The following is a 26,386-nucleotide window of genomic DNA, read 5'->3' as shown; positions in this document are numbered from 1 at the left end:
GTTTTATTTATAAATTATAATTCCAATTGGTGTTAATATCATATTGTAAAGTTCCATTTTTCACTTCTAAAGGCGAATCAAAATTGTTAGTAAAAAGACCTCCTGTTCCTAAGCCTTGCGGCAATGTGCTTTGTAATGTATATGTATATTGGGCAATAGCATTTAAACCAACATTGCTTTCTAAAGCACTGGTAATCCACCAACCAATGTTTTTGTTTTCGGCTATTGAAATCCAAGAATTACTGCCTTTAAAACCACCAATTAAACTAGGTTTTAAGATGATATATTGAGGATTAATCTGATTTAAAAGCTCTTTTTTATCTGTCTGATGAAATATTCCAATTAATTCTTCATCTAAAGCGATAGGCAAAGGTGTAAATTCACATAAACTTGACATAGCTTCTATTTGTCCTGCTTTAATAGGCTGTTCTATGGAATGTAAATCAAAATCCGACAATATTTTTAGCTTTTCTAGTGCTTCTTCTGGTTTAAAAGCACCATTAGCATCGACACGTAATTCTATTTCTGATGCAGAAAATTCGTTCCTAATCGATTTTAACAAATCTACTTCAGTCTGAAAATCTATCGCTCCAATTTTCATCTTAATACAATTGAAACCCGCTGCAAGTTTATCTTTAATTTGAGATTTCATGAATGATTCACTTCCCATCCAAATCAATCCATTTATAGGAATAGCATCTTCACCTGAAGTAAATTTTGAAGAGAATACAGTAAAAGGTGTAACTCCTGCTAAGGATTTAAACGCCATTTCTAATCCAAATTGAATACTTGGAAAAGAAATTAACTCTGCTAACAAAGCTTCTAAACCCAAGTTAATATTGTTACAAGCCCATTGTAATTTTTCTTCATAGTCAGGTTTATCATCTGCAGATAAACCTCTAAAAACACCACATTCTCCTACTCCTTTTTTTCCGTGTTCTTCTAAATGAATAAACCAAGTTTCCTTGGTTGTAAGTACACCTCTAGAGGTTCCGCTAGGGGTTTTAAAATTTAAAATGTATTTGTAATAAGTCGCTAAAATCATATAATCAAAAATAGTTAAATATTTTTTTAATTCAGGTAACAAGAACATCCTAAAAACTCATAAAAAAGCCTTAAAAGATTCTAAAATTCTTTTAAGGCTAGTAATTAAATCTTTAAAAAGCTTTATAACTCTATACTCTCTCCGATTTCTAAAAGCATAAGATCTTTGTCTTTATTGAAGAATTTACGTTTTGCGTCTTCATGATCTATTTCAATATAACCAAACGTGTCGAAATGATATCCTAAAATTTTATCACAAGCAACAAAATCGCTTGCTATAAGCGCATCATCTACACCCATTGTAAAATTATCGCCTATTGGTAAAATTGCTAAATCTAATTTTGTGTGTTTAGGAATTAACTTCATATCGTAAGTTAAAGCCGTATCTCCAGCGATATAAATATTTTTACGTTCGCCTTCAATAACAAAACCACCTGGATTACCTCCATTAGAACCATCTGCAAAACTTGAAGAATGAATGGCATTAACATACTTCACTGTTCCGAATTCAAAATCCCATTTACCACCATGATTCATTGGGTGCCCTTCTAAGCTTTTTCTATTAAAATAGGCTACAATTTCAGCATTAGATACGATTACGGCGTTAGTTCGTTTAGCAATAGCCTCTACATCTGCAACATGATCTTCATGTGCATGCGTTAGTAAAATATAATCTGCCTTAAGTGTTTCAATATTTATATGAGCTGCTTTTTCGTTAGGAGAAATAAAAGGATCTACCAAGATAGATACATCATCAACTTCTATTCCTAGACTAGCATGACCATAAAAAGTAATTTTCATATATAATAATTTAAATTAAAAAAAACTCAGACATATTTAAAAATTTGTCTGAGTTTCCTGTCCCCAAAAATAAAGCTAATTTAAGCTTACTATTGATAAAATATCAACTATTATAAAGATACAAAATAAAATAATGCATACTTCTTATTAATTTACAACTTAACTATTTTTAACATTTTTAATGAGTCTTTTTGTTATAAAATAAATCCTAATCCTAATAAGAGAGCTAAGAAAAACGTACTTAAAGCTAGTTTTTTTAATTCTGGATCTAAATCTTTAGGAACTTCATTTTTATATACTGTAATGAGATGTTTTATTAACGGAAAAAATACAATTAAAAAGATTAAATTTATTGGTGATGTGTAATATATAATCCCGAATAAAGCAGTTACAAACATAGCACCTCCAACTAAGAAATAATGATATTTTTTAGCTCTCTCTGATCCTAATTTTACTACCAATGTATTTTTATTAGATTTTACATCAGATAAAATATCGCGCATATTATTCAAGTTTAAAACACCCGAACTTAACATACCTACAGCTACTGCAGGTAAAAAAGTTATATAATCTATTTGTTTAACAAATAACACATAAGACCCTATAACACTGACTAATCCAAAGAATAAAAACACAAAAACATCACCTAATCCTTTATATCCATATGCAGAATCTCCTACTGTATATTTTATAGCAGCAACAACACATGCAAGTCCTAAAATAAAAAAGAAAACCGACATTAAAAAGTTTTCTGATCCGAAAGACACCCAAATTAATGAGATGGCAAATACCAAGGTAACTACTACGTTTAGCTTAATAGCCAATAGCATTTGCTTAGCTGTAATATCTCCGCTTTGAAGTGCTCTCACAGGCCCGATACGATCGTCGTTATCGGTTCCTTTTACACCATCTCCATAATCGTTTGCTAGATTTGATAAAATTTGTAAACTTAATGTTGTAAGTATTGCTAAAACAAAAATTAATGGATTAAAAAAACCATCAAAAGCCGCTAAACATGTACCTACAATAATACCGGAAATAGATAACGGCAAGGTTCTTAAACGCATGGCCGAAATCCATTTTGAAAAATTATTCATATGTGGCTATTATGGAATCCATTTTTTTTCGAAGTTAGGCTGACGTTTTTCTAAGAATGCATTTCTACCTTCTTTAGCTTCATCTGTCATATAGGCTAAACGCGTTACTTCACCAGCAAAAACTTGTTGTCCAACCATTCCATCATCTGTTAAATTCATGGCAAATTTCAACATTTTAATAGATGTAGGCGACTTTGCTAATATTTCTTGTGCCCATTCGTAAGCCGTTGCTTCTAATTCTGCATGTGGTACTACGGCATTTACCATACCCATATCAAACGCTTCTTGAGCGTTATAATTGCGTCCTAAAAAGAAAATCTCACGTGCTTTTTTCTGTCCAACCATTTTAGCCAAATAGGCAGAACCGTAACCGGCATCGAAACTAGTAACATCTGCATCTGTTTGTTTAAAAATAGCATGTTCTTTACTCGCCAATGTTAAATCGCAAATCACATGTAACGAATGTCCGCCACCAACGGCCCAGCCAGGAACTACTGCAATAACTACTTTTGGCATAAAACGGATTAACCGTTGTACTTCTAATATATTTAAACGGTGATACCCGTCTTCTCCAACATACCCTTGTTTTCCTCTAGCGTTTTGGTCTCCTCCACTACAAAATGAGTACACACCATCTTTAGATGAAGGACCTTCTGCCGATAATAGAACGGCCCCTATATTTACATCTTCATTAGCATCGTAAAATGCTTCATACAATTCACTAGTCGTTTTTGGTCTAAATGCATTTCTAATATCTGGTCTGTTAAATGCGATGCGAGCGACACCATTACATTTTTTATAGGTAATGTCTTCGTATTCTTTGACAGTTACCCAATTTGCTTGTTCCATTTTTCTTATTTTAGCCAAAAATAAATCATTTTACATAAACCCTTACTTCATAATGAAAAAATATAGTATTTTCTTACTACTATTAGCTTTCACAGCTGTTAGTATTGCTCAGTCTTATAAATTTGAAACTAAAATAGATCTAGGCGCTTTAGATGTTTTAAATCAAGGTAATACAGGGACGTGTTGGAGTTTTTCTACAACATCTTTTCTTGAAAGTGAAATTTTAAGAACCACTAATAAACATATCGATTTATCTGAAATGTATAATGTTAGGGAAACATATCCTGTTAAATCTTGGAACTATGTTATGCGCCAAGGTAAAGCGCAATTTAGCGAAGGCGGATTGGCACACGACGTAATAAACAGTATGGATGCTCATGGTTTAGTGCCTAACGAAGTCTATACAGGACTATTAAAACGTGAAAAAACATACGATCACTCTGAAATAGTTGGAGCATTAAAAACAATTTTAGACAGTTACATTAAAAACCCTAAAACTTACGATGGAAACTGGAAAACAGATGTTTCTAACGTTTTAGATAATAAATTAGGAAAAGTTGTTACAAATTTCACTTACGAAGGTGTGTCTTATACTCCACAAACCTTTTTTGAAATGACAGGTTTAAAAGCAAGTAATTATGTTACAATTACGTCTTTCACACACAAACCATATAATAGTTCTTTTATATTAGATGTCCCTGATAACTTCTCTAACGGAAGTTTTTATAATGTTGAATTAGATGAATTAGTAGATATTACTAATGATGCACTTAAAAACGGATTCACTATAGCATTAGATTGCGATGTTAGTGAAAAAACGTTCTCTTCTAAATACGGCGTAGCTGTAATGCCTAAAGATGAAAAGGACTATCAATCGGCTTTAAAAAAGATTGAAAAGGAATTAAATGTGACTCCAGAATACCGCCAGAAAGAATTTGAAAACTTTGATACTACAGACGATCACTTAATGCATATTGTAGGTTTAGTAAAAGACCAAAAAGGAAATACGTACTATAAGGTTAAAAACTCTTGGGGAGGAAATTCTGAGAACGTGTCTAACGACGGATATGTTTACATGAGTGAAGCCTATTTTAAGTTAAAAACCATTTCTATTATGGTACATAAAGATGCTTTATCGCGCTCTATTAAAAAAGATTTAAACTTGTAATAAATATTAAGTTTAAGACACAAAAAAGCCTCTTAATTAAAATTAAGAGGCTTTTTTTATTTTATAAAGTATTAAAAACTAAACAAGATAAATACCATCTTCTTTAATTTCAATTAAACGCTTTTTGTATAATGTTCCTACCGCTTTCTTAAAGTTCTTTTTACTCATTTGTAAGGTGTCTTTAATGGCTTCAGGTGCAGATTTATCTGTTAAATTAAGGTAACCACTGTTATCTTCTAATTCTTTCATAATTAAATCGGCATTAGGTTCTATACTTCTATAGCCAATTTTACCTAACATAATATCTAACTTATTATCAGGGCGTACTTTTTTCACGATTCCTTTTAATCTATCACCAACACTTAAGTCTTGGAAAATATCATCTTTAAAAATCAGTCCGCTGTGAATTTTATTCACAATAACATTCATTCCAATTTCCGAAGGATGCGAAACAATCAAGTCTACTTCTTCAAAAGGGGCTACAGTTAATTCTTTATTACTTAAATAATGGTTAGTTTTACTAGATGCTACCAAACGATTACTTTTTTCGTCTTCGTAACAATACACTAAATACCAGCCTCCTTTTTTCATTTTAAAGGCTTGTTCTTTGAATGGGCAAAATAATTCTTTTACTAATCCCCAATCTAAAAATGCTCCATAATCATTAGTTTGATTACAGCGTAATAAGGCAAAATCACCTTTTTTAATATATGGTTTATCGGTAGTTGCAATGATGCGTTCTTCGTTGTCTAAATATACAAAAACCTCGATATCGTCTCCAATCTCAAAAGTTTCAGGAACATAACGGTTTGGTAATAAGACATCGTTATTTTCGTCGTCTCCTAAAAACAATCCTGGTTCGGTATCGCGTAAAATGGTTAAAGTGTTGTATTCTCCTAATTGTATCATGCCACAAAGGTAATAATATTAGTTGTTGTATTTACTAAAAGTTAATGGTGCCAAATATAATTATTTTAAAGCTTTAAAATAATCTATTAAAACACTGTCGTTTATAGTTGAAGGTGTGAAAATTTCTAATAATTTAGGCGATACAGATTCTGAATAAAACGTATCTAATTCAGAGATTAATTCATTCTCATTAGATGCTGTATGATAGTCGAACTTATACATTTCTGCCAATTGTTTAGCCGTTAAATGATGCTTCGTTTCAAAGAAATAATCAAAATTATCGGTGTCTTTATGTCCTGGTAAAATTCTAAAAATTCCACCACCTTCATTATTTATAATAATAATTCTAAAATTAGCAGGTATATAGTTATTCCACAAGGCATTACTATCGTAAAAAAAGCTTAAATCACCAGAAATAAAAGTAACTGGTTTTTTGTTTACACTTGCACACCCTATGGCTGTAGATGTACTTCCGTCTATACCGCTGGTACCTCGATTACAAAACACATGAACATCATATGGCAAATTAAATAATTGAGAATAGCGAATGCTAGAACTATTACCTAGTTGTAAAACAGAGTTTTTTCTTAGTGTTTTAAGAAGCAAATCAAAAACCTTAAAATCACTATACACACTATTTTTCACATAAGACATATGTTTTACACTTCGAAATAATTGTATTTCACTCCAATATGTTTTATAACCACTATCTACAACTGTTGTACGCTCTAATAATTGTTTAAAGAATTGATTAGATGTGGTTTTGAAGTGTTTAGTTAAACTAAAGAATGTATCGTTAGCTTTATGCGTTCCTATATGCCAATGTTGTTTTGGCTTGTAGTTTCTAAGAAATGCTTTTATACGTTTAGATACAATTAAACCACCAAAAGTTAAAAGAATATCTGGCTGGAGTGCTTTAAATTCCTCGTTAGTTAAAGGTGTAATTATTTTATCTATACTCGGAAAAAATTCTTCGTGATGTATATTCGATGTGCATTCGGTAAAGACCACAACACTATCGTCTTCTGCCAAAGTATCTAAATACTGTTGTTCTATTTCATTAGGTCCATTTACACCTACAAGAATCAACTTTCGTTCTGCGATATCCCAATCGTTAGCACAAAATTCAATCGTTTCAAAATCAATTTCTAAAGACGTTTTTTCTGCTTCAATTACTTTTGGATGTACAGTTAACTCCTCTACACGATCGTACAAAGGCTCGTTAAACGGTATATTAATATGAACAGGACCTTGTTTGGTTTTAGAGATATTTAAAGCTAAATTTATTTCTGTCTCATTGGTTTCCTGAATATCTTTTTGAAGATGAAAAACAGATTCTATTTTGTGTTCGATTGTCTCTAAAATATGGCTCAGATCATGTTCATGTAAATCTTCTACATCTAATTTTAAGTTAGCTGAATATAAAATATGATTTTGAAATACGTTAGGCTGATTAATTGTTTGCCCATCTCCAATACCAACCATATGTTCTGGACGATCTGCAGATAATACAACTAACGGAATATTACTAAAAAAAGCTTCTGAAATTGCTGGATAATAATTTAGTAAAGCACTTCCTGAGGTACACGCTACCGCTACAGGCTCTTTTAATTGTTGTGCAATTCCTAATGCAAAGAATGCCGCACAACGCTCGTCTACAATACTGTAACATTTAAAAAACGGATCGTGTGTAAACCCTATAGTTAAAGGTGCATTTCTACTTCCTGGAGAAATTACAATGTGTTTAATATTTTTGGCTTTGCACAGTTGTATCACTGTTTGCGCAAGCGGAATCTTAGGGTATATCATTATAAAAACTTAGCGATTCAAAAATACGAAAAGCCCAATTCAAATAAAATGATTATAGTATGTTTTTCATGGTAGATGTTTTACTTACGGTTTCCTCCCATTCGGCTTCGGGATTAGAATCTTTAGTTATGCCACCGCCTACATATAAAGCGACTTTGTTTGCCAACACTTGCATACAACGTAAATTCACGTATAAATTGGTAACCGATTTTACCGTTGCATAAACATTATTCTCGACATTTCTACGATTTGTATTTCGTGTCTGACGCTTCTTAAAATGTAACTCGCCCATAAATCCTGAATAAAACTCACGATTATAACCTTCATGTTCAAGAATAAATGCTTTCGCTTCTACTTTAGGTAAACCACAAACTGCTGGTGTAGGATGCAAAGCGCGTACAATTTCTAATAATCCAGAATGTCCTTTTCTTAATCGTGCAGAAATTTGTGTTTGTAAATGTAATAAGCCTCCTGCTCTAACCGTACGGCGTTCTGAAGCTGAAACGTGTTCTACCTCAGCTTCTAAGTTAGACACAATATAATCGGTTACAAATTGTTGCTCTTCTTGTTCTTTGGTTCCCCAAGATACATCTGTACTTCCTTTATATAATTGCGTTCCCGCTAATGCCATAGTCGACATACGTTGCCCTTCAATAGTTAATAACGTTTCTGGTGTTGCTCCTAACCAAAGTCCGATTTTAGGATGATACCAACAATATACAAAAGCTGTTTTGTAGTTAGATAGTAAGCGTTTAAAAACTTCAAAAACCTGAAAATTTTCATTAGACACATAATCCGGTCTGGATAAGACTACTTTTTTTAAGTCAGTTTCATCTATAGCCAACAAAGCTTTTTCAATAGCCCCCATATACTCAGCCTTCTGTTCTGAAGTCGATTTTAATTCAGAATTAGCAGACATTAATCCTTCACCTTCAAAAGCATCACAAAACTCCAATTCTGAGTGCTTTAAAGGCATTAATATCATTTTAGATGTATCATCAAAAGGCGAAAAAACAAAACCGCTTTCAGATAAATCTGTAGTCTCATATAACCTATCTTCATTCTGAAACACTGCATTTACACGAGATTCATTAGGTTTTCTGTAAGCAACAAAAGGCAAAGCGTCTTGAAACTGAGCGTTCAGACATTCAAAAAAATTATCTTGGTGCATTTACTTCTTTTTAGGTAAGGTAATAGTCGATAATTTACAAAGTGAAATTAATTGATCATCATCATCTGTTACGCGAATATCTATAAGCTGGGTCGTTCTTCCTTTATGAATAAAAGATGCAGTGGCATACACATATCCAGAAGTCACACTTTTTAAATGATTGGCTGTAATTTCTAAACCACGCACAAAGAATTCATTTGTATCTAAAAAAATATGAGATGCAAAACTGCCAACACTTTCTGCTAAAGCAGCAGTTGCCCCACCATGTAATACACCATCTGGCTGATAAACTCTAGAATTTACAGGCATTTTTGCGACTAAAGTATCTTCTGTATAATCTACAATTTCAATTTGCAACGTTTCCATTAATGTATTTTTACAAGCTGCATTTGCTTGTTTTAGCACATCTTCTTTTGTTGGTTTCATATAAAACGTATATTTAGTAATGCAAAAGTACAAAACGAGTTGCAGATAAATTCATCCTCTTTATGAACATTCAACAATTAGAAGATAGTCGTGTTAAACTCACGCTTTTAGGTTTAAGTAATTATAAGCATGTAATGGCTATTGCTAGTCAACAAAATTTGGTGCAATATTCTCCTTCTCACATCTCTACACCAGAAGCTTTAAGACATTATGTGCAAACTGCTGTAGATGGCTATTACCATAAAACATGTATACCGTTTTTAGTTTTCGATAAAACAAATAACACTTATGCTGGTTGTACACGTTTTATGAATATTGATACTAAAAATAAAATATTAGATATTGGATCGACATGGATTGGTTACGAATATCAAGGTACCGGACTAAATAAACACATGAAATATTTGATGCTGAAGTATGCTTTTGAAAATTTAATGATTGAAAAAGTTGAATTTAAAGTTGATGAACGTAACATTCGTTCTAGAAAAGCTATCGAACATATTGGTGGGACTTTAGAGGGTGTTCTTAGAAAGAACATTTATTTACTAAACGGATATAAACGAGACACATGTATTTACGGAATATTAAAAGATGAATGGGATGTTTTAAAAACGACTGTATTTTGTGATTATAACTCTTTTTAAGTTTAATTTACTAATTTATACACAATCTCTTTTACAGGTTGTATAGACGTAGTATACTCTATACTTGGTCCTGCAACCCAAACCGTTTTATAAGTCACTTTTTTGGCTGCATTTTCAGTTGCTTTCATGCCAATAGCAAAACGCATCATTTTTACCCATTTTTTAAGATTCTTATTTTTGTTTAGTAATTTTTCATACCACGGCTGAGTCGTTCCTGTTTTCTGAACATACGGTGTATTAATTACTGTACATGGAGTTCCCGAAATGCGTTCAGTCATGATAATATCTTTTGCACCATAATCTATACACGCTTGTTTGTATTCGTTAGTAACACCAGCTTCTGTGGAAGCGATAAACGGACTCCCAACAGAGACTCCAGCTGCTCCTAATTTCAGCATATAATCTACATCTTTTTTACGACCTACACCTCCCGCAGAAATCACAGGAATTTTACAATGCTTGGTTAACTCTGCTAATAAGGTTTCTGGTGATGATCCGCCGCGATGTCCACCGGCCTGATTATTTACTGCAATTATAGCATCTGCACCTAAATCTTCTACCTTTTTAGCAAATCTTAAATCGGTAACATCACAAAACACTTTAATACCAACTTCGTGAGCCTTTTTAATCGTTTCCTCTGGACTTCCTAAAGATGTAATTATAAAATCGCAACCTACTTCGCATAATACACTTAACTGATCTTTATATTTAATATTAGATTTATTCACGATTAAATTAAATCCAAACGCACCTCCTTTTACTTTTGCAGCTTTCAATTCTAGTATTGCTGTTTTTAACTCTGGTAACGTTCTATAATTTAAAGCCGGAATACAACCCGCAATACCACTTTCCATGCCCGCAGTAACCATGGCTACATTAGACACTAAAAACATAGGTGCTTGAATAATAGGATGCGTAATATTTAGTAGTTCAGTTAGTTTTGTTTGCATAATTTTAAGCTATCAGTTCTAACAAATATAACAGAAATTTATTATGCATGCATAATTTTATTATAGATTTATAATGTATAAAATCATCAAACACATCTTTTCTTTACTTTATTAAGTTTATACATATTAAGACTTTAAGTAAGATATTGATATATATTCAGTCTTACTAATCCCAATGCATACGCTGTAGTCTCACCGCATTTAAAATGGCAAGAAAGGCCACACCAACATCTGCAAACACCGCTTCCCACATGGTTGCTAGTCCACCGGCACCTAAAATCAGTACAATTAATTTTACACCAAAAGCTAAAGCAATATTTTGCCAAACAATAGCTCGCGTAGATTTACTGATTTTTATAGCTGTAATTAGTTTTGAAGGCTGATCGTTTTGAATAATAACATCTGCTGTTTCAATAGCGACATCACTACCTAATCCGCCCATAGCAATACCAACATCACTTGCTGCAAGTACAGGTGCATCGTTAATTCCGTCTCCAATAAAGGCAATTTTCAATCCTTTATTGGTCTTTAGATTTTCAACGTCATTCAACTTATCTTCTGGTAATAATCCACCTTTGGCTTCCGTAATATTTAATTCTGAAGCAATTTGTTGTGTTATACTATCTTTATCTCCAGACAACATTCTTATTTTGGAAATACCTACAGCTTTCAATTTAGAAATAGTTGATTTGGCATCTGCTTTTAATTCATCTGCAATTACAATATACCCCGCAAACACATTATCTATGGCAATCATGACAATAGACTCTATTATGTTTTCCGTTTCTTTAGGCACTTCAATAGTATTCAATTTCATTAAGGTTGCATTTCCAACCAATACTTTTTTAGCATTTACTGTACCACTTAAGCCATATCCTGCAATTTCCTTGACATCTGTAGCTTCTAGATTCGTTTCAGTGTTATATAGCAGAATTGCTTGTGCAATGGGATGTGTAGATTTTGCTTCCATGGCCATAACATAAGTCATTAACTCTTGTTCTTCTATTTCATATGCTTTAATGGTTTTTATTTTAAATACACCCCGAGTAACCGTTCCTGTTTTATCCATGACCAAGGTATTTATGCTACTCATTGCTTCTAAAAATGAAGCGCCTTTAAACAAAATACCATGTTTTGAAGCTGCACCCAATCCGCCAAAATACCCCAACGGAATAGAAATAACCAAAGCACACGGACAAGAAATAACTAAGAAAATTAGGGCACGATACAACCAATCTCCAAATACATAATCTGACACAAAGAAATAAGGTAACACTGTAATTGCTATGGCTAAATACACCACGATTGGCGTATAGACTTTAGCAAATTTTCTTATAAATAATTCTGTTTTAGATTTTCTAGCAGTGGCATTCTGGACTAAATCTAAAATTTTAGAAATAGAACTATCTTTAAATACTTTAGTAACTTTAACATCTATAACACTTTCTAAATTAATGCTTCCTGCAAAGACATTTTGGTCTTTAAGAATACTATCGGGTTTACTTTCTCCGGTTAAAGCTGCTGTGTTTAAACTAGCCTTTTTAGATAATAATACACCATCTAAAGGCACCTTCTCTCCTACTCGAATTTGAATTATTTCACCTATAGAAACCATCTCAGGTGCTACAGATTTTACAGTACCATTTCTAAAAACGTTTGCTTCTTTAGGACGTACATCTAACAAACTTTGTATATTTCCTTTTGCTTTACTTACTGCTGCGTCTTGAAATAATTCGCCTATAGTGTAAAACAACATTACGGTAACACCTTCAGGATATTCACCTAAAGCAAATGCTCCTAAAGTAGCGATAGTCATTAAAAAGAATTCTGTAAAAAATTCGCCGTGTTTAATGCTTTCCCAACTTGTTTTCAATACAGGTAATCCTACCGGAATATAAGCTGCAGTAAACCAAATTAATCGAATTGGATTCTTAAAAAAAGGCATATTAAAATAATCGAGAGACAAGCCAATGGTTAATAAAAGAAAACTAATTATAGCAGGCAGGTAGACATTTTTGTCTGAAGATTTCTGTGTATGACAGTGAGCACTACCACAACAATGTCCGTTATCTTGGTCTGCCTCTGTATGTATTTCACTCATCTTTAAATCTATTTTTATTTAAACTTAATAACACTTCAAAGATGACTAATTAATCAATGCAATGGAAGTGCATTATTTTACACTACACTTATCGCAAATACCTTTAACGACTAAGTTAACATGCTCTGCTATGTAGCCGTTTGGGACTTTAATTTTGGGAATTTTATGATCTGTTAAACAAACTGTTGCACCACATTGTGTGCAATGAAAATGTAAATGTAAGTCGGTATTTAAATCGCAATGGCAATTAGGCTCACAAAGCGCGTATTTAGTAACTCCTGTTCCATCATCAATCTGATGAACAATTTCTTTATCTTCAAATGTTTTTATTGTACGATAAAGCGTCGTTCTATCGGCTTTATCAAATGCATTTTCAATATCGCTTAATGTTACAGTAACTTTCTTTTCTGATAAAAAATTATAAATAAGTATTCGCATCGCAGTGACACGAATACCCTTTAATTGTAAAAATTGTTCTGTTTTATTCATCTTTTAATGACTATGTTCTGCATCTCCTTTTTTCATTTCTGCGAAAAGGTAATACGCATTGTTGTAAGCGAATTTTGTATTTGGATTTATCTCTTTAGGAAATTTAACCGTAATCCATCCTTCATCTTTTTGACCAAGAATAACTTCTATAGGTTTAAAACTCCAATCGTTATTTTCTTTTTCTACAGTAAACACATAAAAACGAGTTCCTTCTTTTATAATCGCACTTTCTGGTAATGCTTTAGTTTTTATTTTTTCAATTTGAATGCGTCCTTTAATATACATTCCAGGAATTAAATTACCATTTTTATTTTCAATCTCGGCATGTACATGAACCGCTTTCGGATTCTCTTCAAATGTTTTACTAACCGAATAGATTTCTGCAGTTAATTCTTGATCTGGCACAGATTGTACATCAAAAGTCACTTTCTGTCCTTTTTTTACTCTATATACATCTTTTTCAAAAACCATTAAATCTGCATGAACATGATGTGTATCTACAATTTCAAATAATTCGGTTTGTGGATCTACATATTGCCCAGTTTTTACAGATACCTTTTGTACAAAACCTTCAATTGGACTTTTTAAAGCTATACGTTGCGAAATAGTACCATTACCAACAGATGCTGTATTTATATTTAACAATCTTAATTGTGCAGCCATACCATTAACCATTGCTTTTGATGCAGAGTATTCTACTTCTGCTTTTTGAAAATTTGCACCAGAACCAACGCCTGCATCGTATAATTTTTGCTGACGTTCATAACCTTTCTTTAAAAAGTTACTATTACTGTAAGCGTTTAAATAATCGGTTTGCATTTTAATAATATTAGGATGCGATAGATATGCAACAACTTGTCCTTTATTCACTTTATCTCCTTCAATAACTTCAATAGAAACGACATTGGCACCAATAACCGATGTAATTGAAGCTTCATTTTGCGGGGGCACCTCTAAAGTCCCGTTCGCTTCAACATACCCATTCATTTGTCGTAATGCAATGGTATCAACTTTCATTTTTAACGCTTCAAATTGTTTTGCAGAAAGCATAGCTTCTTCACGATGCTCCTCCTGCTTTGTTTCGGTTTTAGCATCATCATTATAAGAATCTGTATTACCTGTTTTATCACCACATGAAGTTAATAAAAAAGAGAGAATCGCTGTCATTAAAATGCTATATATTGTTTTTTTCATGGTTTTAATTTTTAAAAAATTGTAATTCGAAAGTGCTATCTAAATAATTAATTAATGCGTATTGTGCATCTAATTCTGACTGAATTGCTTCTTTGATAAGCTGTGTGAACGTAGAATAATCTATTTCACCTTCCTTGTATGCAAATAAGGCTCCTGTTTTTTGATCTTTAGTTAGTGGTAGTACTTCATCTTTATAAAACAACCAAGAGGCCTTCCATTTTTCATAGTTTTCCTTGGCTTGTAACAACTTATATTGCACTTCTCTTTGTTTAAATTGAACATTAGCTTCAGCAATTTGCTTATCTATTCTAGCCGTTTTAATTTGTGCTTTTGTTGTGCCTGATAAAAACGGAATAGAAATTCCAGCTTGATACGTATAAAATCCAGAAGTGCCATCAACGTTTTGCAATCCGCCTTGAAGATTAAACTTGGGTAAATTTTCCGCTTTTGCCACTTTATAATTCGCTTCAGCTTCTGCTACTTGTAATTGTAAAAGGCTATACAAAGGATGCGCTTCTATACTAAACGTATTCATATCTATATTATTCATCGTATCAAGTTCATCAGGAACGGTATATAATTCATCCGAAATAAACCATAAATTCAATTGTTGTAATGCTATAAGATAATCGCGCTGTGCTTGCATTAATTTATTTTGAATTTGTAACGCTTGATTTTTAGCAGCCGAATATTCTAATTTTGAAATAGCTTCTACTTCGTAATTTAATTCTACAGCCATTTCAAAATTGGTGTAAATTGAATCTAACTCTAAATACAAATTATAATTTCGCTTGGTTTGAAAGGCTTTAGACCATGCTTTTTTAACTTCTAATTCTAACTCCTTTTCAGACAGTTGAAATACCTTTTCTGCAAGTTGAATACGTTGATTTTGCAATTTTAGCTTTGGTGAAATTCCAAACACATCAATATTCGATTGACTTAAACCTATAGTGGTATACACACCAGAACCATTATCTAATTCTTCACCGCCTGTATATATACTGGTCGTTCCAAAGTCGAATGCTGTACTTTTTAACAGTTCTTGCTTCGAGATTTCTAATTGCTTTTGTTTTAAAATAGGAACGTTTTCTTTTGAACGTTTTACAGCGTCTGCCATAGAAATCACTTGTAACGTTTTTTTAGATTCTTGAGCATTAGCAGCTATTGGTATTAAGAATATAAAACCAAAAACAGCAGTTGCAGTGATTATGTTTTTATTTATTTTAAAGTTGAAGGATTTGTTTTCTACCCAATGATATAAAATGGGTAAAATGAATAATGTTAATAGCGTAGAGGTTAGTAAACCACCAATAACAACGGTCGCTAAAGGACGTTGTACTTCTGCTCCGGCCGATGATGAAATGGCCATAGGTAAAAACCCTAAAACATCAGTAAAAGCGGTTAGCATAATGGGTCTAATACGGCGCTTTGTTCCTTCAATAATTCTATCCTTTAAGTTGGTAACACCTTCGTCTTTTAACTCATTTAAACCACTAATCATTACCAATCCATTTAAAACAGCAACACCAAACAAGACAATAAATCCAACACCAGCCGAAATACTAAAAGGCATATCTCGAAGCCACAATGCTACAACACCACCAATGGTTGCCATTGGAATAGCGATATAAATCATTAAGGTTTGGGGTAACGATTTTAATGCAAAATAAATCAATATAAAAATGAGTAATAACGCTATTGGCACGACGGTTTGTAACCGATTACTAGCCCGTTCTAAATTCTCAAACGCACCGCCATATCTAATAAAATAACCGGCTGGTAAGTCTAGATTTGTATCTAATTTTATTTTAATTTCTTCGACTAAAGATTTTACATCGCGTCCCCTAACATTTATACCAACATAGGTTCGTCTATTGGTATTATCTCTACTAATTTGCATCGGTCCCGCTTTATAGCTTACATCTGCAACTTCGCGCAATGGAATTTGTGAACCAGAAGGTAAATTGATAAATAAGTTTTCAATATCTGAAATGTCCTTGCGGTTTTGAGCATTGAGTCTAACCACTAAATCAAAACGCTTTTCACCTTCAAAAATAACCCCTGCAGTTCCTCCTGCAAACCCCGATTGTATGGTCTGATTTAGTGTATTTATTTGTAATCCGTATTGAGCTAATTTATTTCTATTATAGGTAATTGTCATTTGTGGTAAACCTGTAGTCGCTTCCGCTTTCATATCTCCAATACCCTCTGTACCAGCTATAATTTTAGAAACTTCTTCTGCTTTTTGCGATAAGATCTCAATATCTTCACCATAAATTTTGATTGCAATATCTTCACGAACCCCTTCAAGTAGTTCATTAAAACGCATTTCTATAGGTTGCGTAAACTCGTAATTTACCCCAGGAATTATTTCTACAGCCTCCTTCATTTTATTAATAAGTTCATCTTTAGAAATTACTCTAGTCCATTCACTTTTAGGTTTCATAATTACTATCACATCCGCAATATCCATTGGCATAGGATCGGTTGGTATTTCGGCAACACCAATACGGCTTACTACTTTTGCAACTTCAGGAAATTTAGCTTTTACAATTTGCTCAATTTTGGTTGTTGTTTCAATAGTTTCGGTAAGTGAACTTCCCGGTTTTAAAATGGCATGAAAGGCAATATCACCTTCATCGAGTTGTGGTATAAATTCGCCCCCCATTTTTGTAAACATAAAGATTGCCATTCCGAATAAAATAATTGCAATACCAACAATAAGTTGTCCTTTTTTTAAGGCTTGTTCTAATATGGGTTGGTATTTGCGTTCTACCCAATGCACAAATTTATCTCCATAAGATATCTTCTCTGATTTTGGTGTTCTTAGAATTAAGGCTGACATCATTGGTACATAAGTTAAACACAATAGCATAGCACCAATCATTGCGAAAATAAATGTTAACGCCATAGGTTTAAACATTTTGCCTTCAATACCTTCTAAAGCTAAAATGGGTAAAAAGACAATAAGAATAATTAGCTGCCCAAAAAAGGCGGCATTCATCATTTTTTTAGAAGCATTTGCAGCAACACTATCACGTTCTTTTTGTGATAAAGCCTTATTCTTTAGAACTTGTGATGCAATAAGAAAAACGGTGCTTTCTACAATAATGACAGCTCCGTCTACAATAATTCCGAAATCTATAGCTCCTAAACTCATAAGATTCGCCCAAACACCAAATGCATTCATAAGAATAAAGGCAAACAATAAGGATAATGGAATTGTTGAAGCAACGATTAAACCACCTCTCCAATTTCCTAGTAAAAAAATTAAAACAAAAATGACAATTAAGGCTCCTTCAACAAGATTTCTAGAAACAGTAGAAGTCGTTTCTGCTATTAGCTTACTCCGATCTAACAAGGGTTCTATAATAACACCTTCGGGTAATGACTTTTCGATTTCAGTCATTCTTAGTTTTACATTTTTTATAACATCGTTAGAGTTTGCGCCTTTAAGCATCATAACTAAACCTCCAACAACTTCGCCTTCACCATCTTGGGTTAGCGCACCATAACGTATAGCCGAACCGTATTGAACAGTCGCGATATCGCCAATGGTAATCGGGATGTTATTGGTGTTTTTTACAACAATCTTTCTAAGATCATCTAAACTCCGTGCTAATCCTTCACCTCTAATAAAATTGGCTTGATGATTTTTTTCGATATAAGCACCACCTGTATTTTGATTATTAGCTTCAAGGGCATCAAAAACATCAGAAATGGTTATACCTATAGCGCGCAATTCATTTGGATCTACAGCGACTTCATATTGTTTAATTTTTCCACCAATGGCATTAACTTCAACAACACCTTCGACCATGGCCATTTGACGTTGTACAATCCAATCTTGCATAGTTCGCAAGTCTGTAATTGAATAATTATTTTTGTAATCTGGTAGAACTTTTAGGGTATATTGGTAGATTTCTCCTAAACCAGAAGAAATGGGCCCCATAGCAGGTGTTCCAAATCCGTCTGGAATTTGCTCTTTAACATCATTTAATTTTTCGGCCACTAATTGTCGTGGTAAATAGGTACCCATATCGTCTTTAAAAACAACAGTAACCACGGATAAACCAAAACGAGAAATGGAACGAATTTCATGAACACCAGGTAAGTTACTCATAGCAACTTCTACCGGATAGGTAATAATTTGTTCAATATCTTCAGTACCCAAATTTGGTGCTTGTGTAATAACTTGAACTTGATTATTGGTAATATCTGGAACGGCATCAATGGGTACTTTTGTTAAGCTCCAAATCCCTGCTCCGATTATGGTAAGCGTTAGCAGACCAATAATAAATTTATTATGGATTGAAAAATCAATGATTTTATTAATCATAGAAAATGAGTTATAATGTGATTATAAATAGATGTATTCTTAAATTTTATTTAAGAATTATGTATTAAAAACCTGTGTAACAGGATACATTATACCCGAGGTGGTTGTAATAAGGTTTGATTAAAGTCTTGACCTAGACTATCAAAATGAAGAAATACTTTGGTTGATATATCTGGATCTGTGAAGCTAATTTCTAAAGGGTGAAATTGAACTACATTAATTTGGCAGCAATGACATTGACAAAATGGTGAACATAAATCTGACGTATCGTGATTGTGATTTGTGTCGTTATGTTCTGATAATTCTGAGACTTTTTGTTCTATGCCACCGTCTACAGAAACAACATCTTCACAAGGAGTGAAGTTGAGTCCTAAAATATATATAGACAAAATGATGGCAATGAATTTCATAGATTCAAATATACAAATTATTGTATGCAATAGGATTGCAAATTATAACTGTTAGTGAAATTTATTTAATGGTTAAAATTTCATCATAATTACAAGTTACAATACCAATAAACCGTGTTCCTTTAAGGTGTTTATTGGTTTAGAGAACCAGAATAATTCAAAATTTTCAAATTGAGATTCAAAATCTTTTTTCAAAAAATTAAATGATTTTTGAGCACCACTATTTGGTGTAATTTCTTCTAATATTTTTAGTAGCCACTCTCCTTCTTCTAAAGGTGTTGTTATCTGAAATGAATCTGTTTTATTGTAAAACGTCATTCTTAAACTCTTATATGTATTTCCTTTTTTGATTTTAGACAACGCTTCAACAAAGGGTGTTTTTCCTAACCAAACAATTTTAGCTGTAGGTTTTATAGTAAAATTGGGTTCGGTTTGTAATGCATTGTAAATACATTCTGTATCTATAGTTGTATCAGGAACATCAAAATCGAACCAATCCTGAAGCGGTAAATCAAAACCAATGCCATGCATATAATTGAATAATGATGTTTTTAGTCCGTTACTAAATTTTGAATGATCGATACCTGTAATGTCTGAAAAAGCTATATCATTATTAGCAAACGTAATGTCGTTATAATGGGGAGTGACTCCAAATTCGGATGGATTTAAACCAATCGGACTATGAGCAGTAAGTGCAAACTGATGCCAAAACCCCGACTGCAATACACCAACTTCAAACAATTGCCTTACCATTTCTAAACTATCTATGGTTTCCTGTTCTGTTTGTGTTGGATAACCGTACATTAAATATGAATGCACCATAATATTACTTTCAGTAAGATTACGAGTAACTTGTGCCACTTGTTCTACCGTAACACCTTTATCGATAAGTTTTAATAATCGATCTGACGCCACTTCCAATCCACCCGAAACCGCTATACATCCAGATGCTTTTAAAAGCACACATAAATCTTTTGTAAAGTTTTTCTCGAACCTAATATTTGCCCACCATGTTAAAGTAAGTTTACGTTTTAGTATTTCTAACGCTAATGCTTTCATAAGCGATGGTGGTGCAGCTTCATCTACAAAATGGAATCCAGTATCTCCGGTTTGTTCTATAAGTTCTTCCATACGATCTACTAAAGTCTTAGCCGCAATAGGTTCGTATATTTTTATATAATCTAAAGAGATATCACAAAACGTACATTTTCCCCAATAGCAACCGTGCGCCATGGTGAGTTTATTCCAACGACCATCGCTCCATAAACTATGCATAGGATTAGCGATTTCTATAACAGAAATATAGTCTGTTAATAGTAAATCTGAATAATCTGGCGTTCCCACATCACTCTGTTTATAATCTGAAAGCTGACTATCATTCTTATACACTACCGCATTATTTTCTAATAATAAAGTGCGTTTAAACTTAAAAGACTCTACTTCTTTAGTGTTACAAACCAAATCATGCAATAGTTCTACTGGTAATTCACCATCGTCTAACGTAATAAAATCGAAAAACTCGAATACACGAACATCTGTTAATGATCGTAATTCTGTGTTTGCAAATCCGCCACCAACAGCAATTTTTATATCAGGAAAATTCTCCTTAATAAATTGAGCACAACGAAATGCACTATACAAATTCCCAGGAAAAGGAATCGACATACATACCATTTTAGGTTGAACATTTTCTAACGTTTCTTCAAGAATTTGTAATGTAATATCGTCTATAAAAGAAATATCTTGTTGCAGACTAGTATATAATTCATCAAACGAATTAGCACTCATACCTAAACGTTCTGCATACCTACTAAATCCAAAATTATCGTCTATACATTCAATAATAAAATCGGATAAATCTTCTAAAAATAAAGTTGCTAAATGTTTAGCTTTATCCTGCATGCCCATATTTCCGAAAGCCCAATCTAAATCTTCTAAATTATCAAATCGAGAAGCCTGAGGCAAAAAGTTATCTGTGCATATTTGTCGAGCTAATGTTGTATTTTTTCCTTGTAAAAAGTGAATTACAGATTCTAAGACATTTAAATAATTATCTTTTAAAGCATAAATTCGTTTACAGTTTTCGCTCTGAATAGTATCATTCTCATAAGCAAAATCAAACAACATGGTAAACGCATTTTTTGAAAATAACTCTATAATAACTTCAATTCCTAAATCCATTTGAAAAGATGAAATATCTTTAGTATTTAGAAATCCTTTTATATACGCTGTAGCAGGATACGGCGTATTTAATTGTGTAAATGGTGGGGTTATTAATAAAATATCTTTCAAAATAATGTTCAAAATTTTAACAAATATAGTGTATTTGTTTTCTGTTGTTTGTACAAAAAATTAAATATGATATTTACAAAAAGAGGTCTAATTAAGTTTGATTCAGATTTAAATAATTATATGTAATTTGTTAACTTAATTAGATTTTATCGCTATGAATTCAGAACACGACTACAAAACTGTAAATAAAGATACTTGGAATGAAAAAACAATGGCTCACCTTACTTCCGACTTCTATGATGTTGAAGGTTTTTTAAAAGGAAAATCGTCTCTAAACAACATAGAATTGAATTTATTGGGAGATGTAAAAGGCAAAAAAATATTGCATTTACAATGTCATTTTGGTCAAGACTCATTGTCTTTAGCTCGTTTAGGTGCACAAGTTATAGGCATAGATATATCTGATGTTGCTATTAAAAATGCTAAAAAATTAGCCAACACACTTGAATTAAATACCACTTTTATTTGTTGTGATTTGTATGAGTTACCCAATTATCTTGATGATACATTTGATATTGTTTACACAAGTTATGGAACTATTGGCTGGCTGCCTGATATTGAGCAATGGGCAAAATTGATTTCTAGATTTTTAAAACCTAAAGGTGAATTTGTTTTTGTCGAATTTCATCCAGTAGTGTGGATGTTTAACGATACGTTTGATAATATAGCGTATAGTTACTTTAAATCGGAAGCTATTATTGAAACCGAAACTGGTACATATGCAGATAGATCGGCCAATATTACCAAGAAATCTATAACTTGGAATCATGGTTTAGGAGAAGTATTGACAGCTTTGCTTCAGAATAATTTACAATTACAATCTTTTGAAGAGTTTAATTACTCGCCTTATAATTGTTTTGAAAATACTATTGAAATCAGTCCGAAACAATTCAGAATAAAAAGCTTAGAAAATAAAATCCCTATGGTTTATGCTTTAAAGGCCATAAAAAACTAATCTATATATCTGTGATTCTTGTCATTTTTTTTCATAACTAAAGAAACAAATAAACAGAATTATTATTTTACACCATAACCTTGTTCTGGCTGTTGTTCTAAAATGGCCAAAGCTTTCTTTTTTAGTTTCACTTTTTTAAGATATTTACCATAAAATAAAGTAATAATTATAGCGAGTATACCTTGTATTAACACGGTAGACTGGACACCTATATAATGAGAAATACTTCCAATAGCTAAACTACCAATAGGTAATAAACCAGTTAATGACATGATATAAATACTAATAACTCGCCCTCTAAAGTGATTTGGTACATTTACCTGAATAATTGTATTTGTAATAGTACGAATAGACATCATACCAAAGGCTCCAATTGCTGCAAATATTAATGCTATATAGTAGATATTACTTTCTGCAAATAAGACAAGTCCTACTCCAAAAATTAGAGAATTTATGGCTAACACCTTACTTAGATCGGTTCCTGTTTTTAACGAGGCTAAAAATATAGCACCTATAAATGCCCCAAATCCAATTACCCCATCAATAACGCCTAAAGTAGATGCGGATCCATTAAATACATCTTTTGCAAATGCTGGAGTTAAGGTTGTATAAGACAATACAAATAAACTCATTAAACCCGTGAAAATAAGTATTGAATGAATTTCGGGAGTATTTAATATATATGAAAAGGCCGCTTTAAATTCTGATTTTATATTTCTATCTGCAGAGGGTTTTAATTCTTGTTTCGGTAATCGCATTAATAATAATGAAATGATTACAGGTATAAAACTTACTGCATTTAAACCAAAGCAAACTTCGTCTCCAAAAGATTCTAAAACAAAACCAGCTAATGCAGGTCCTATTAACTTAGATAAATTTACCATGGATGAATTTAATGCTAAAGCATTAGGTAAATCGTCTTTATTATCAACCATTTCTCGAACTAGAGACTGTCGTGCTGGCACATCGAAGCCATTGATAACTCCTAAAAAAGCACTTAAAATAATAATAGTCCAAACCGCATTATCTTTAAAAAACACAATTGAAACTGTAAGTAAAATTGCCTGAATTAAAGAAACAACTTGAGTGATTAACAACACCGTGTGTCTGTTATATCGATCTGCTACCACTCCACCATATAGAGAAACTAGAGCGGTTGGAAAAAGAGTTGCAAACACAGCAACCCCCAACATGAATTTAGATTGAGTTAAGCTATAAATTACCCAACTCACTGCAGTTTTTTGCATCCAAGTTCCTAAAAGAGATACCGATTGTCCCATAAAAAACAATCTGAAATTTCTACTTTTAAAAGAATTGAATGTCGTAAAATTCATATGTGTTCTGAGCTATTTATAATAGTACAAAATTAAACTATTCAGCTTAAAAAAAGCATTCAAAATGATACGCATACTCTATAAGGTATCAATAATTATTATATTCTTAGTTTAACCTAAATTATATGCTAATCTTCTTTTACGATTTTCAAATGTGCCCAGAATTCCTATTAAAAATATAAAATAAATTTTATACAATAAAACGTTAAAGCTATTTATAATTTCTTCGAAATATTTAAATTTACAGCGTGAAAAAAGTAGTTACATTTTCTGGAGGTATATTATTAGCCTTTTTATATTGTTTTGCACTATATAGTGTAGCACAACCGCTGCCTCAAACTTTCACATATAACTCAGATCAATCTGAACAACATCAGAAAGTATCGGGTATTACTAAATCACTTTTCAACCTAACTTCAGAGTCTGAAAATTTTAGTGTTTCATTTAATCCTAGTACCGAACAATTTTTTAAGACCCCCTTTTTTAGTTCTGGTAGTCATTTTAAAAAGAATGAACAATTAGTAGAAGCACAAATTTCTCAATACACAAAATACCAAACCAATACTTTGGTTAATTATCGTAAAAACGATTATATTTTTCCGTTTCATTATTTCTGGTAATAAGCAATTTTTTTTAGTGTAATTACACACAGACAATTGCAACAACAAGATTATGTTTAACTACATAATCTACATTTATTATGTATTAATTTAAACACAAAACAATGAATACCGGAACAATAATTCTTAGCGTAGTATTTATAATTATATGCGCTTTACCTTTTATATTATCGACTAGAAATAGTAGAAAAAGAAAAAACGACATGTTAAAAGCATTAAAAGCTTTAGCAGAAATAAAACAAGCATCAATAACTAAACATGAAGCAGGTTCTGATTTTGTTATTGGCTTAGACGAACCTAAAAACATGGTGTTTTTCTTCAAAAAAAATAAAGAAAAAACCATTAAAGCAAGCTTAGACTTATCGGATTATAAAGAGTGTAGAACATTAAAATTTGGTAAAAATTTAAACTCTAAAAGTAAATCTCATGCTATTGACACTTTAAAGTTAGAATTTATTCCAAAAGATAAAACAGTTACAGAATCTCAATTCGAATTTTATAATGAAGACATCAATATACAACTAAGTGGAGAGCTTCAAATAATAAATACATGGCAACCTTTAATTCAACAGCGAATAGCTGCTCTAAATTAAATTAAAAAAGCCCTAAGTAAGAATTTACTCAGGGCTTTTTTATGTTCAGTAAGATAGATCTTATCAATTATATTTTAACCATAAGGAATACCGTTAAAAAAAGAAAACCTCGATAAGATAGATATCGAGGTTTAATTAAATTTAGTTGTTTGCTCGCAAGAGCTTATTTACCAATACGTTACAAATTTAACATATATAAATATATTTCTCACATTTTAATGTAAAAAAATTATGAATAATTGAAACGATTAGTGCTATTAAAAGGTCCTAAAAGACTATTAAAGTGGTATGTAAAGATACAATAGATACACTTAAAAAACATAAACAGTCCATTTTTTTTAGGATGATTTATATCTTAAAACGTTTAGTATAAATTCAGATTAATTCTGTTTTAATTTTCTACTTTCCCGAATAAATACCCATAAGGTAATCCAACGAATAAAACACCTCCAACGATGTTACCCATTGTAGCTGGAATTAAGTTTTTAAAAACAAAAGTACTCCAAGTTATATCTGCACCTTCAAAAATAGAAAGTGGTATAAAATACATATTTGCAATACTGTGCTCAAACCCCATAGTTACAAAAGCCATAACAGGCAACCAAATAGCAATTATTTTGCCTATGGTATTCTTTGCAGCAATACCTTGCCAAAGGGCAAGACAGACTAACCAATTTGCTCCAATTCCTTTTATAAAAGTAACTAAAAAAGTATGACTTGTTTTACCTCTAGCGATTTCATGAACCATATTTATATAGGGTTCGCTACTAACTAAATGTGTTAGATGTGTAATAATATAAGCAATAAAAATAGCACCAAAAAAATTGCCTAGATACACCAAACCCCAATTTTTAAACATAGCACAAGCTCGTTGTCTTTTGGTTAAAATATTTGGAATAAAATAAGCATTATTTCCTGTAAAAAGTTCGGCACCTACCAGTACGACAAGAATTAGCCCTAACGGGAAAGCGGCTCCAAACAAGAACTTTACTAACCCTGGGTTATGTGCTGCTATTCCTGGAGAACCTCCTGAAATAATAATGGATAATAAGCCTCCAAAAGCAACATAAGCTCCTGCTAAAAAAGCAAGAATTAAGGTTTTACTTACCGTGTAACCTTCTTTATTAAGTGCAATTTCATTTACTATTTTTATACCTTCTTTGGGAGTATTCATTATAATTTTTATTGTGA

Annotated in this window: 22 protein-coding genes; 5 read left to right on the top strand and 17 right to left on the bottom strand. The window is 32.2% G+C overall.

The genetic code is table 11. The annotated features are described in order from the left end of the window. Positions 1-7: 7 nt before the first annotated feature. The 4 genes from Q1B05_RS07880 to Q1B05_RS07865 all read right to left on the bottom strand — a co-directional run bounded on the left by Q1B05_RS07880 (position 8) and on the right by Q1B05_RS07865 (position 3,791). On the bottom strand, positions 8-1,045 hold the full coding sequence (locus tag Q1B05_RS07880; protein ID WP_299779752.1) for an o-succinylbenzoate synthase: 1,038 nt from the start codon (positions 1,043-1,045) through the stop codon (positions 8-10). Between the two features lie 122 nt (positions 1,046-1,167). Further along, a complete protein-coding gene (locus Q1B05_RS07875) occupies positions 1,168-1,845 on the bottom strand; it encodes a metal-dependent hydrolase (protein ID WP_299779355.1) in 678 nt (225 codons plus the stop codon). A gap of 194 nt (positions 1,846-2,039) precedes the next feature. Continuing rightward, a complete protein-coding gene (gene menA, locus Q1B05_RS07870; protein ID WP_299779353.1) occupies positions 2,040-2,942 on the bottom strand; it encodes a 1,4-dihydroxy-2-naphthoate octaprenyltransferase in 903 nt (300 codons plus the stop codon). 9 nt (positions 2,943-2,951) lie between these two features. Then, on the bottom strand, positions 2,952-3,791 hold the full coding sequence (locus Q1B05_RS07865; RefSeq protein WP_299779351.1) for a 1,4-dihydroxy-2-naphthoyl-CoA synthase: 840 nt from the start codon (positions 3,789-3,791) through the stop codon (positions 2,952-2,954). A 52-nt stretch (positions 3,792-3,843) separates the two neighbouring features. Between Q1B05_RS07865 and Q1B05_RS07860 the strand changes: the two genes are divergently transcribed. Continuing rightward, a complete protein-coding gene (locus Q1B05_RS07860; RefSeq protein WP_299779349.1) occupies positions 3,844-4,959 on the top strand; it encodes a C1 family peptidase in 1,116 nt (371 codons plus the stop codon). A gap of 78 nt (positions 4,960-5,037) precedes the next feature. Here the strand turns inward: Q1B05_RS07860 and Q1B05_RS07855 are convergent, their stop codons facing one another. From Q1B05_RS07855 to Q1B05_RS07840, 4 genes are read right to left on the bottom strand one after another with little or no spacing between them, the layout of a single operon-like run. Continuing rightward, positions 5,038-5,868 (bottom strand): S1-like domain-containing RNA-binding protein, encoded by an 831-nt coding sequence (locus Q1B05_RS07855; protein WP_299779347.1) that lies wholly within the window; start codon positions 5,866-5,868, stop codon positions 5,038-5,040. A 60-nt stretch (positions 5,869-5,928) separates the two neighbouring features. After that, a complete protein-coding gene (menD, locus tag Q1B05_RS07850; RefSeq protein ID WP_299779345.1) occupies positions 5,929-7,677 on the bottom strand; it encodes a 2-succinyl-5-enolpyruvyl-6-hydroxy-3-cyclohexene-1-carboxylic-acid synthase in 1,749 nt (582 codons plus the stop codon). 52 nt (positions 7,678-7,729) lie between these two features. Further along, entirely contained in the window at positions 7,730-8,848 is a 1,119-nt protein-coding gene (locus tag Q1B05_RS07845) for a chorismate-binding protein (protein WP_299779343.1), read from the bottom strand. Next, positions 8,849-9,274, bottom strand: coding sequence for a PaaI family thioesterase (locus Q1B05_RS07840; protein ID WP_299779342.1), 426 nt, complete (start codon positions 9,272-9,274; stop codon positions 8,849-8,851). It abuts the gene before it with no gap. A gap of 62 nt (positions 9,275-9,336) precedes the next feature. On the opposite strand from Q1B05_RS07840, the gene Q1B05_RS07835 reads away from it, so the two are divergent. Further along, a complete protein-coding gene (locus Q1B05_RS07835) occupies positions 9,337-9,918 on the top strand; it encodes a GNAT family protein (protein WP_299779339.1) in 582 nt (193 codons plus the stop codon). A gap of 2 nt (positions 9,919-9,920) precedes the next feature. Here Q1B05_RS07835 and Q1B05_RS07830 read toward each other — a convergent pair whose 3' ends face one another. The 7 genes from Q1B05_RS07830 to Q1B05_RS07800 all read right to left on the bottom strand — a co-directional run bounded on the left by Q1B05_RS07830 (position 9,921) and on the right by Q1B05_RS07800 (position 21,693). Beyond that, the gene (locus Q1B05_RS07830; protein ID WP_299779337.1) at positions 9,921-10,868 is read right to left on the bottom strand and encodes a nitronate monooxygenase; all 948 of its coding nucleotides are present in this window, start codon (positions 10,866-10,868) and stop codon (positions 9,921-9,923) included. A gap of 166 nt (positions 10,869-11,034) precedes the next feature. After that, positions 11,035-12,969, bottom strand: a complete 1,935-nt coding sequence (locus Q1B05_RS07825) for a heavy metal translocating P-type ATPase (protein WP_299779335.1) — start codon at positions 12,967-12,969, stop codon at positions 11,035-11,037. A gap of 72 nt (positions 12,970-13,041) precedes the next feature. Then, entirely contained in the window at positions 13,042-13,458 is a 417-nt protein-coding gene (locus Q1B05_RS07820; RefSeq protein ID WP_299779333.1) for a transcriptional repressor, read from the bottom strand. Positions 13,459-13,461: 3 nt separating this feature from the next. Beyond that, a complete protein-coding gene (locus tag Q1B05_RS07815) occupies positions 13,462-14,652 on the bottom strand; it encodes an efflux RND transporter periplasmic adaptor subunit (RefSeq protein WP_299779331.1) in 1,191 nt (396 codons plus the stop codon). Between the two features lie 4 nt (positions 14,653-14,656). Then, on the bottom strand, positions 14,657-18,991 hold the full coding sequence (locus tag Q1B05_RS07810; protein WP_299779329.1) for a CusA/CzcA family heavy metal efflux RND transporter: 4,335 nt from the start codon (positions 18,989-18,991) through the stop codon (positions 14,657-14,659). Positions 18,992-19,080: 89 nt separating this feature from the next. After that, positions 19,081-19,401, bottom strand: a complete 321-nt coding sequence (locus Q1B05_RS07805) for a DUF6660 family protein (protein ID WP_299779327.1) — start codon at positions 19,399-19,401, stop codon at positions 19,081-19,083. A gap of 96 nt (positions 19,402-19,497) precedes the next feature. Further along, the gene (locus tag Q1B05_RS07800) at positions 19,498-21,693 is read right to left on the bottom strand and encodes a radical SAM protein (RefSeq protein WP_299779325.1); all 2,196 of its coding nucleotides are present in this window, start codon (positions 21,691-21,693) and stop codon (positions 19,498-19,500) included. A gap of 154 nt (positions 21,694-21,847) precedes the next feature. Here Q1B05_RS07800 and Q1B05_RS07795 point away from each other — a divergent pair, with 154 nt between their 5' ends. Beyond that, positions 21,848-22,648: a class I SAM-dependent methyltransferase gene (locus Q1B05_RS07795; RefSeq protein WP_299779323.1), complete on the top strand. Its 801-nt coding sequence runs from the start codon at positions 21,848-21,850 to the stop codon at positions 22,646-22,648. A 62-nt stretch (positions 22,649-22,710) separates the two neighbouring features. Here the strand turns inward: Q1B05_RS07795 and Q1B05_RS07790 are convergent, their stop codons facing one another. After that, positions 22,711-23,982, bottom strand: a complete 1,272-nt coding sequence (locus Q1B05_RS07790) for an MFS transporter (RefSeq protein WP_299779321.1) — start codon at positions 23,980-23,982, stop codon at positions 22,711-22,713. Between the two features lie 248 nt (positions 23,983-24,230). Between Q1B05_RS07790 and Q1B05_RS07785 the strand changes: the two genes are divergently transcribed. Further along, entirely contained in the window at positions 24,231-24,602 is a 372-nt protein-coding gene (locus tag Q1B05_RS07785; protein WP_299779319.1) for a hypothetical protein, read from the top strand. 104 nt (positions 24,603-24,706) lie between these two features. Beyond that, entirely contained in the window at positions 24,707-25,195 is a 489-nt protein-coding gene (locus Q1B05_RS07780; RefSeq protein ID WP_299779317.1) for a hypothetical protein, read from the top strand. Between the two features lie 391 nt (positions 25,196-25,586). Here Q1B05_RS07780 and Q1B05_RS07775 read toward each other — a convergent pair whose 3' ends face one another. Continuing rightward, positions 25,587-26,369, bottom strand: coding sequence for a formate/nitrite transporter family protein (locus tag Q1B05_RS07775; protein WP_299779314.1), 783 nt, complete (start codon positions 26,367-26,369; stop codon positions 25,587-25,589). Between the last annotated feature and the right edge of the window lie 17 nt (positions 26,370-26,386).

The organism is uncultured Formosa sp., assembly GCF_947500765.1.
Taxonomy (GTDB): Bacteria; Bacteroidota; Bacteroidia; order Flavobacteriales; family Flavobacteriaceae; genus Formosa.
Note: the sequence above shows the minus strand (reverse complement) of the source record. Positions and strands in the feature narration are given on the sequence as shown.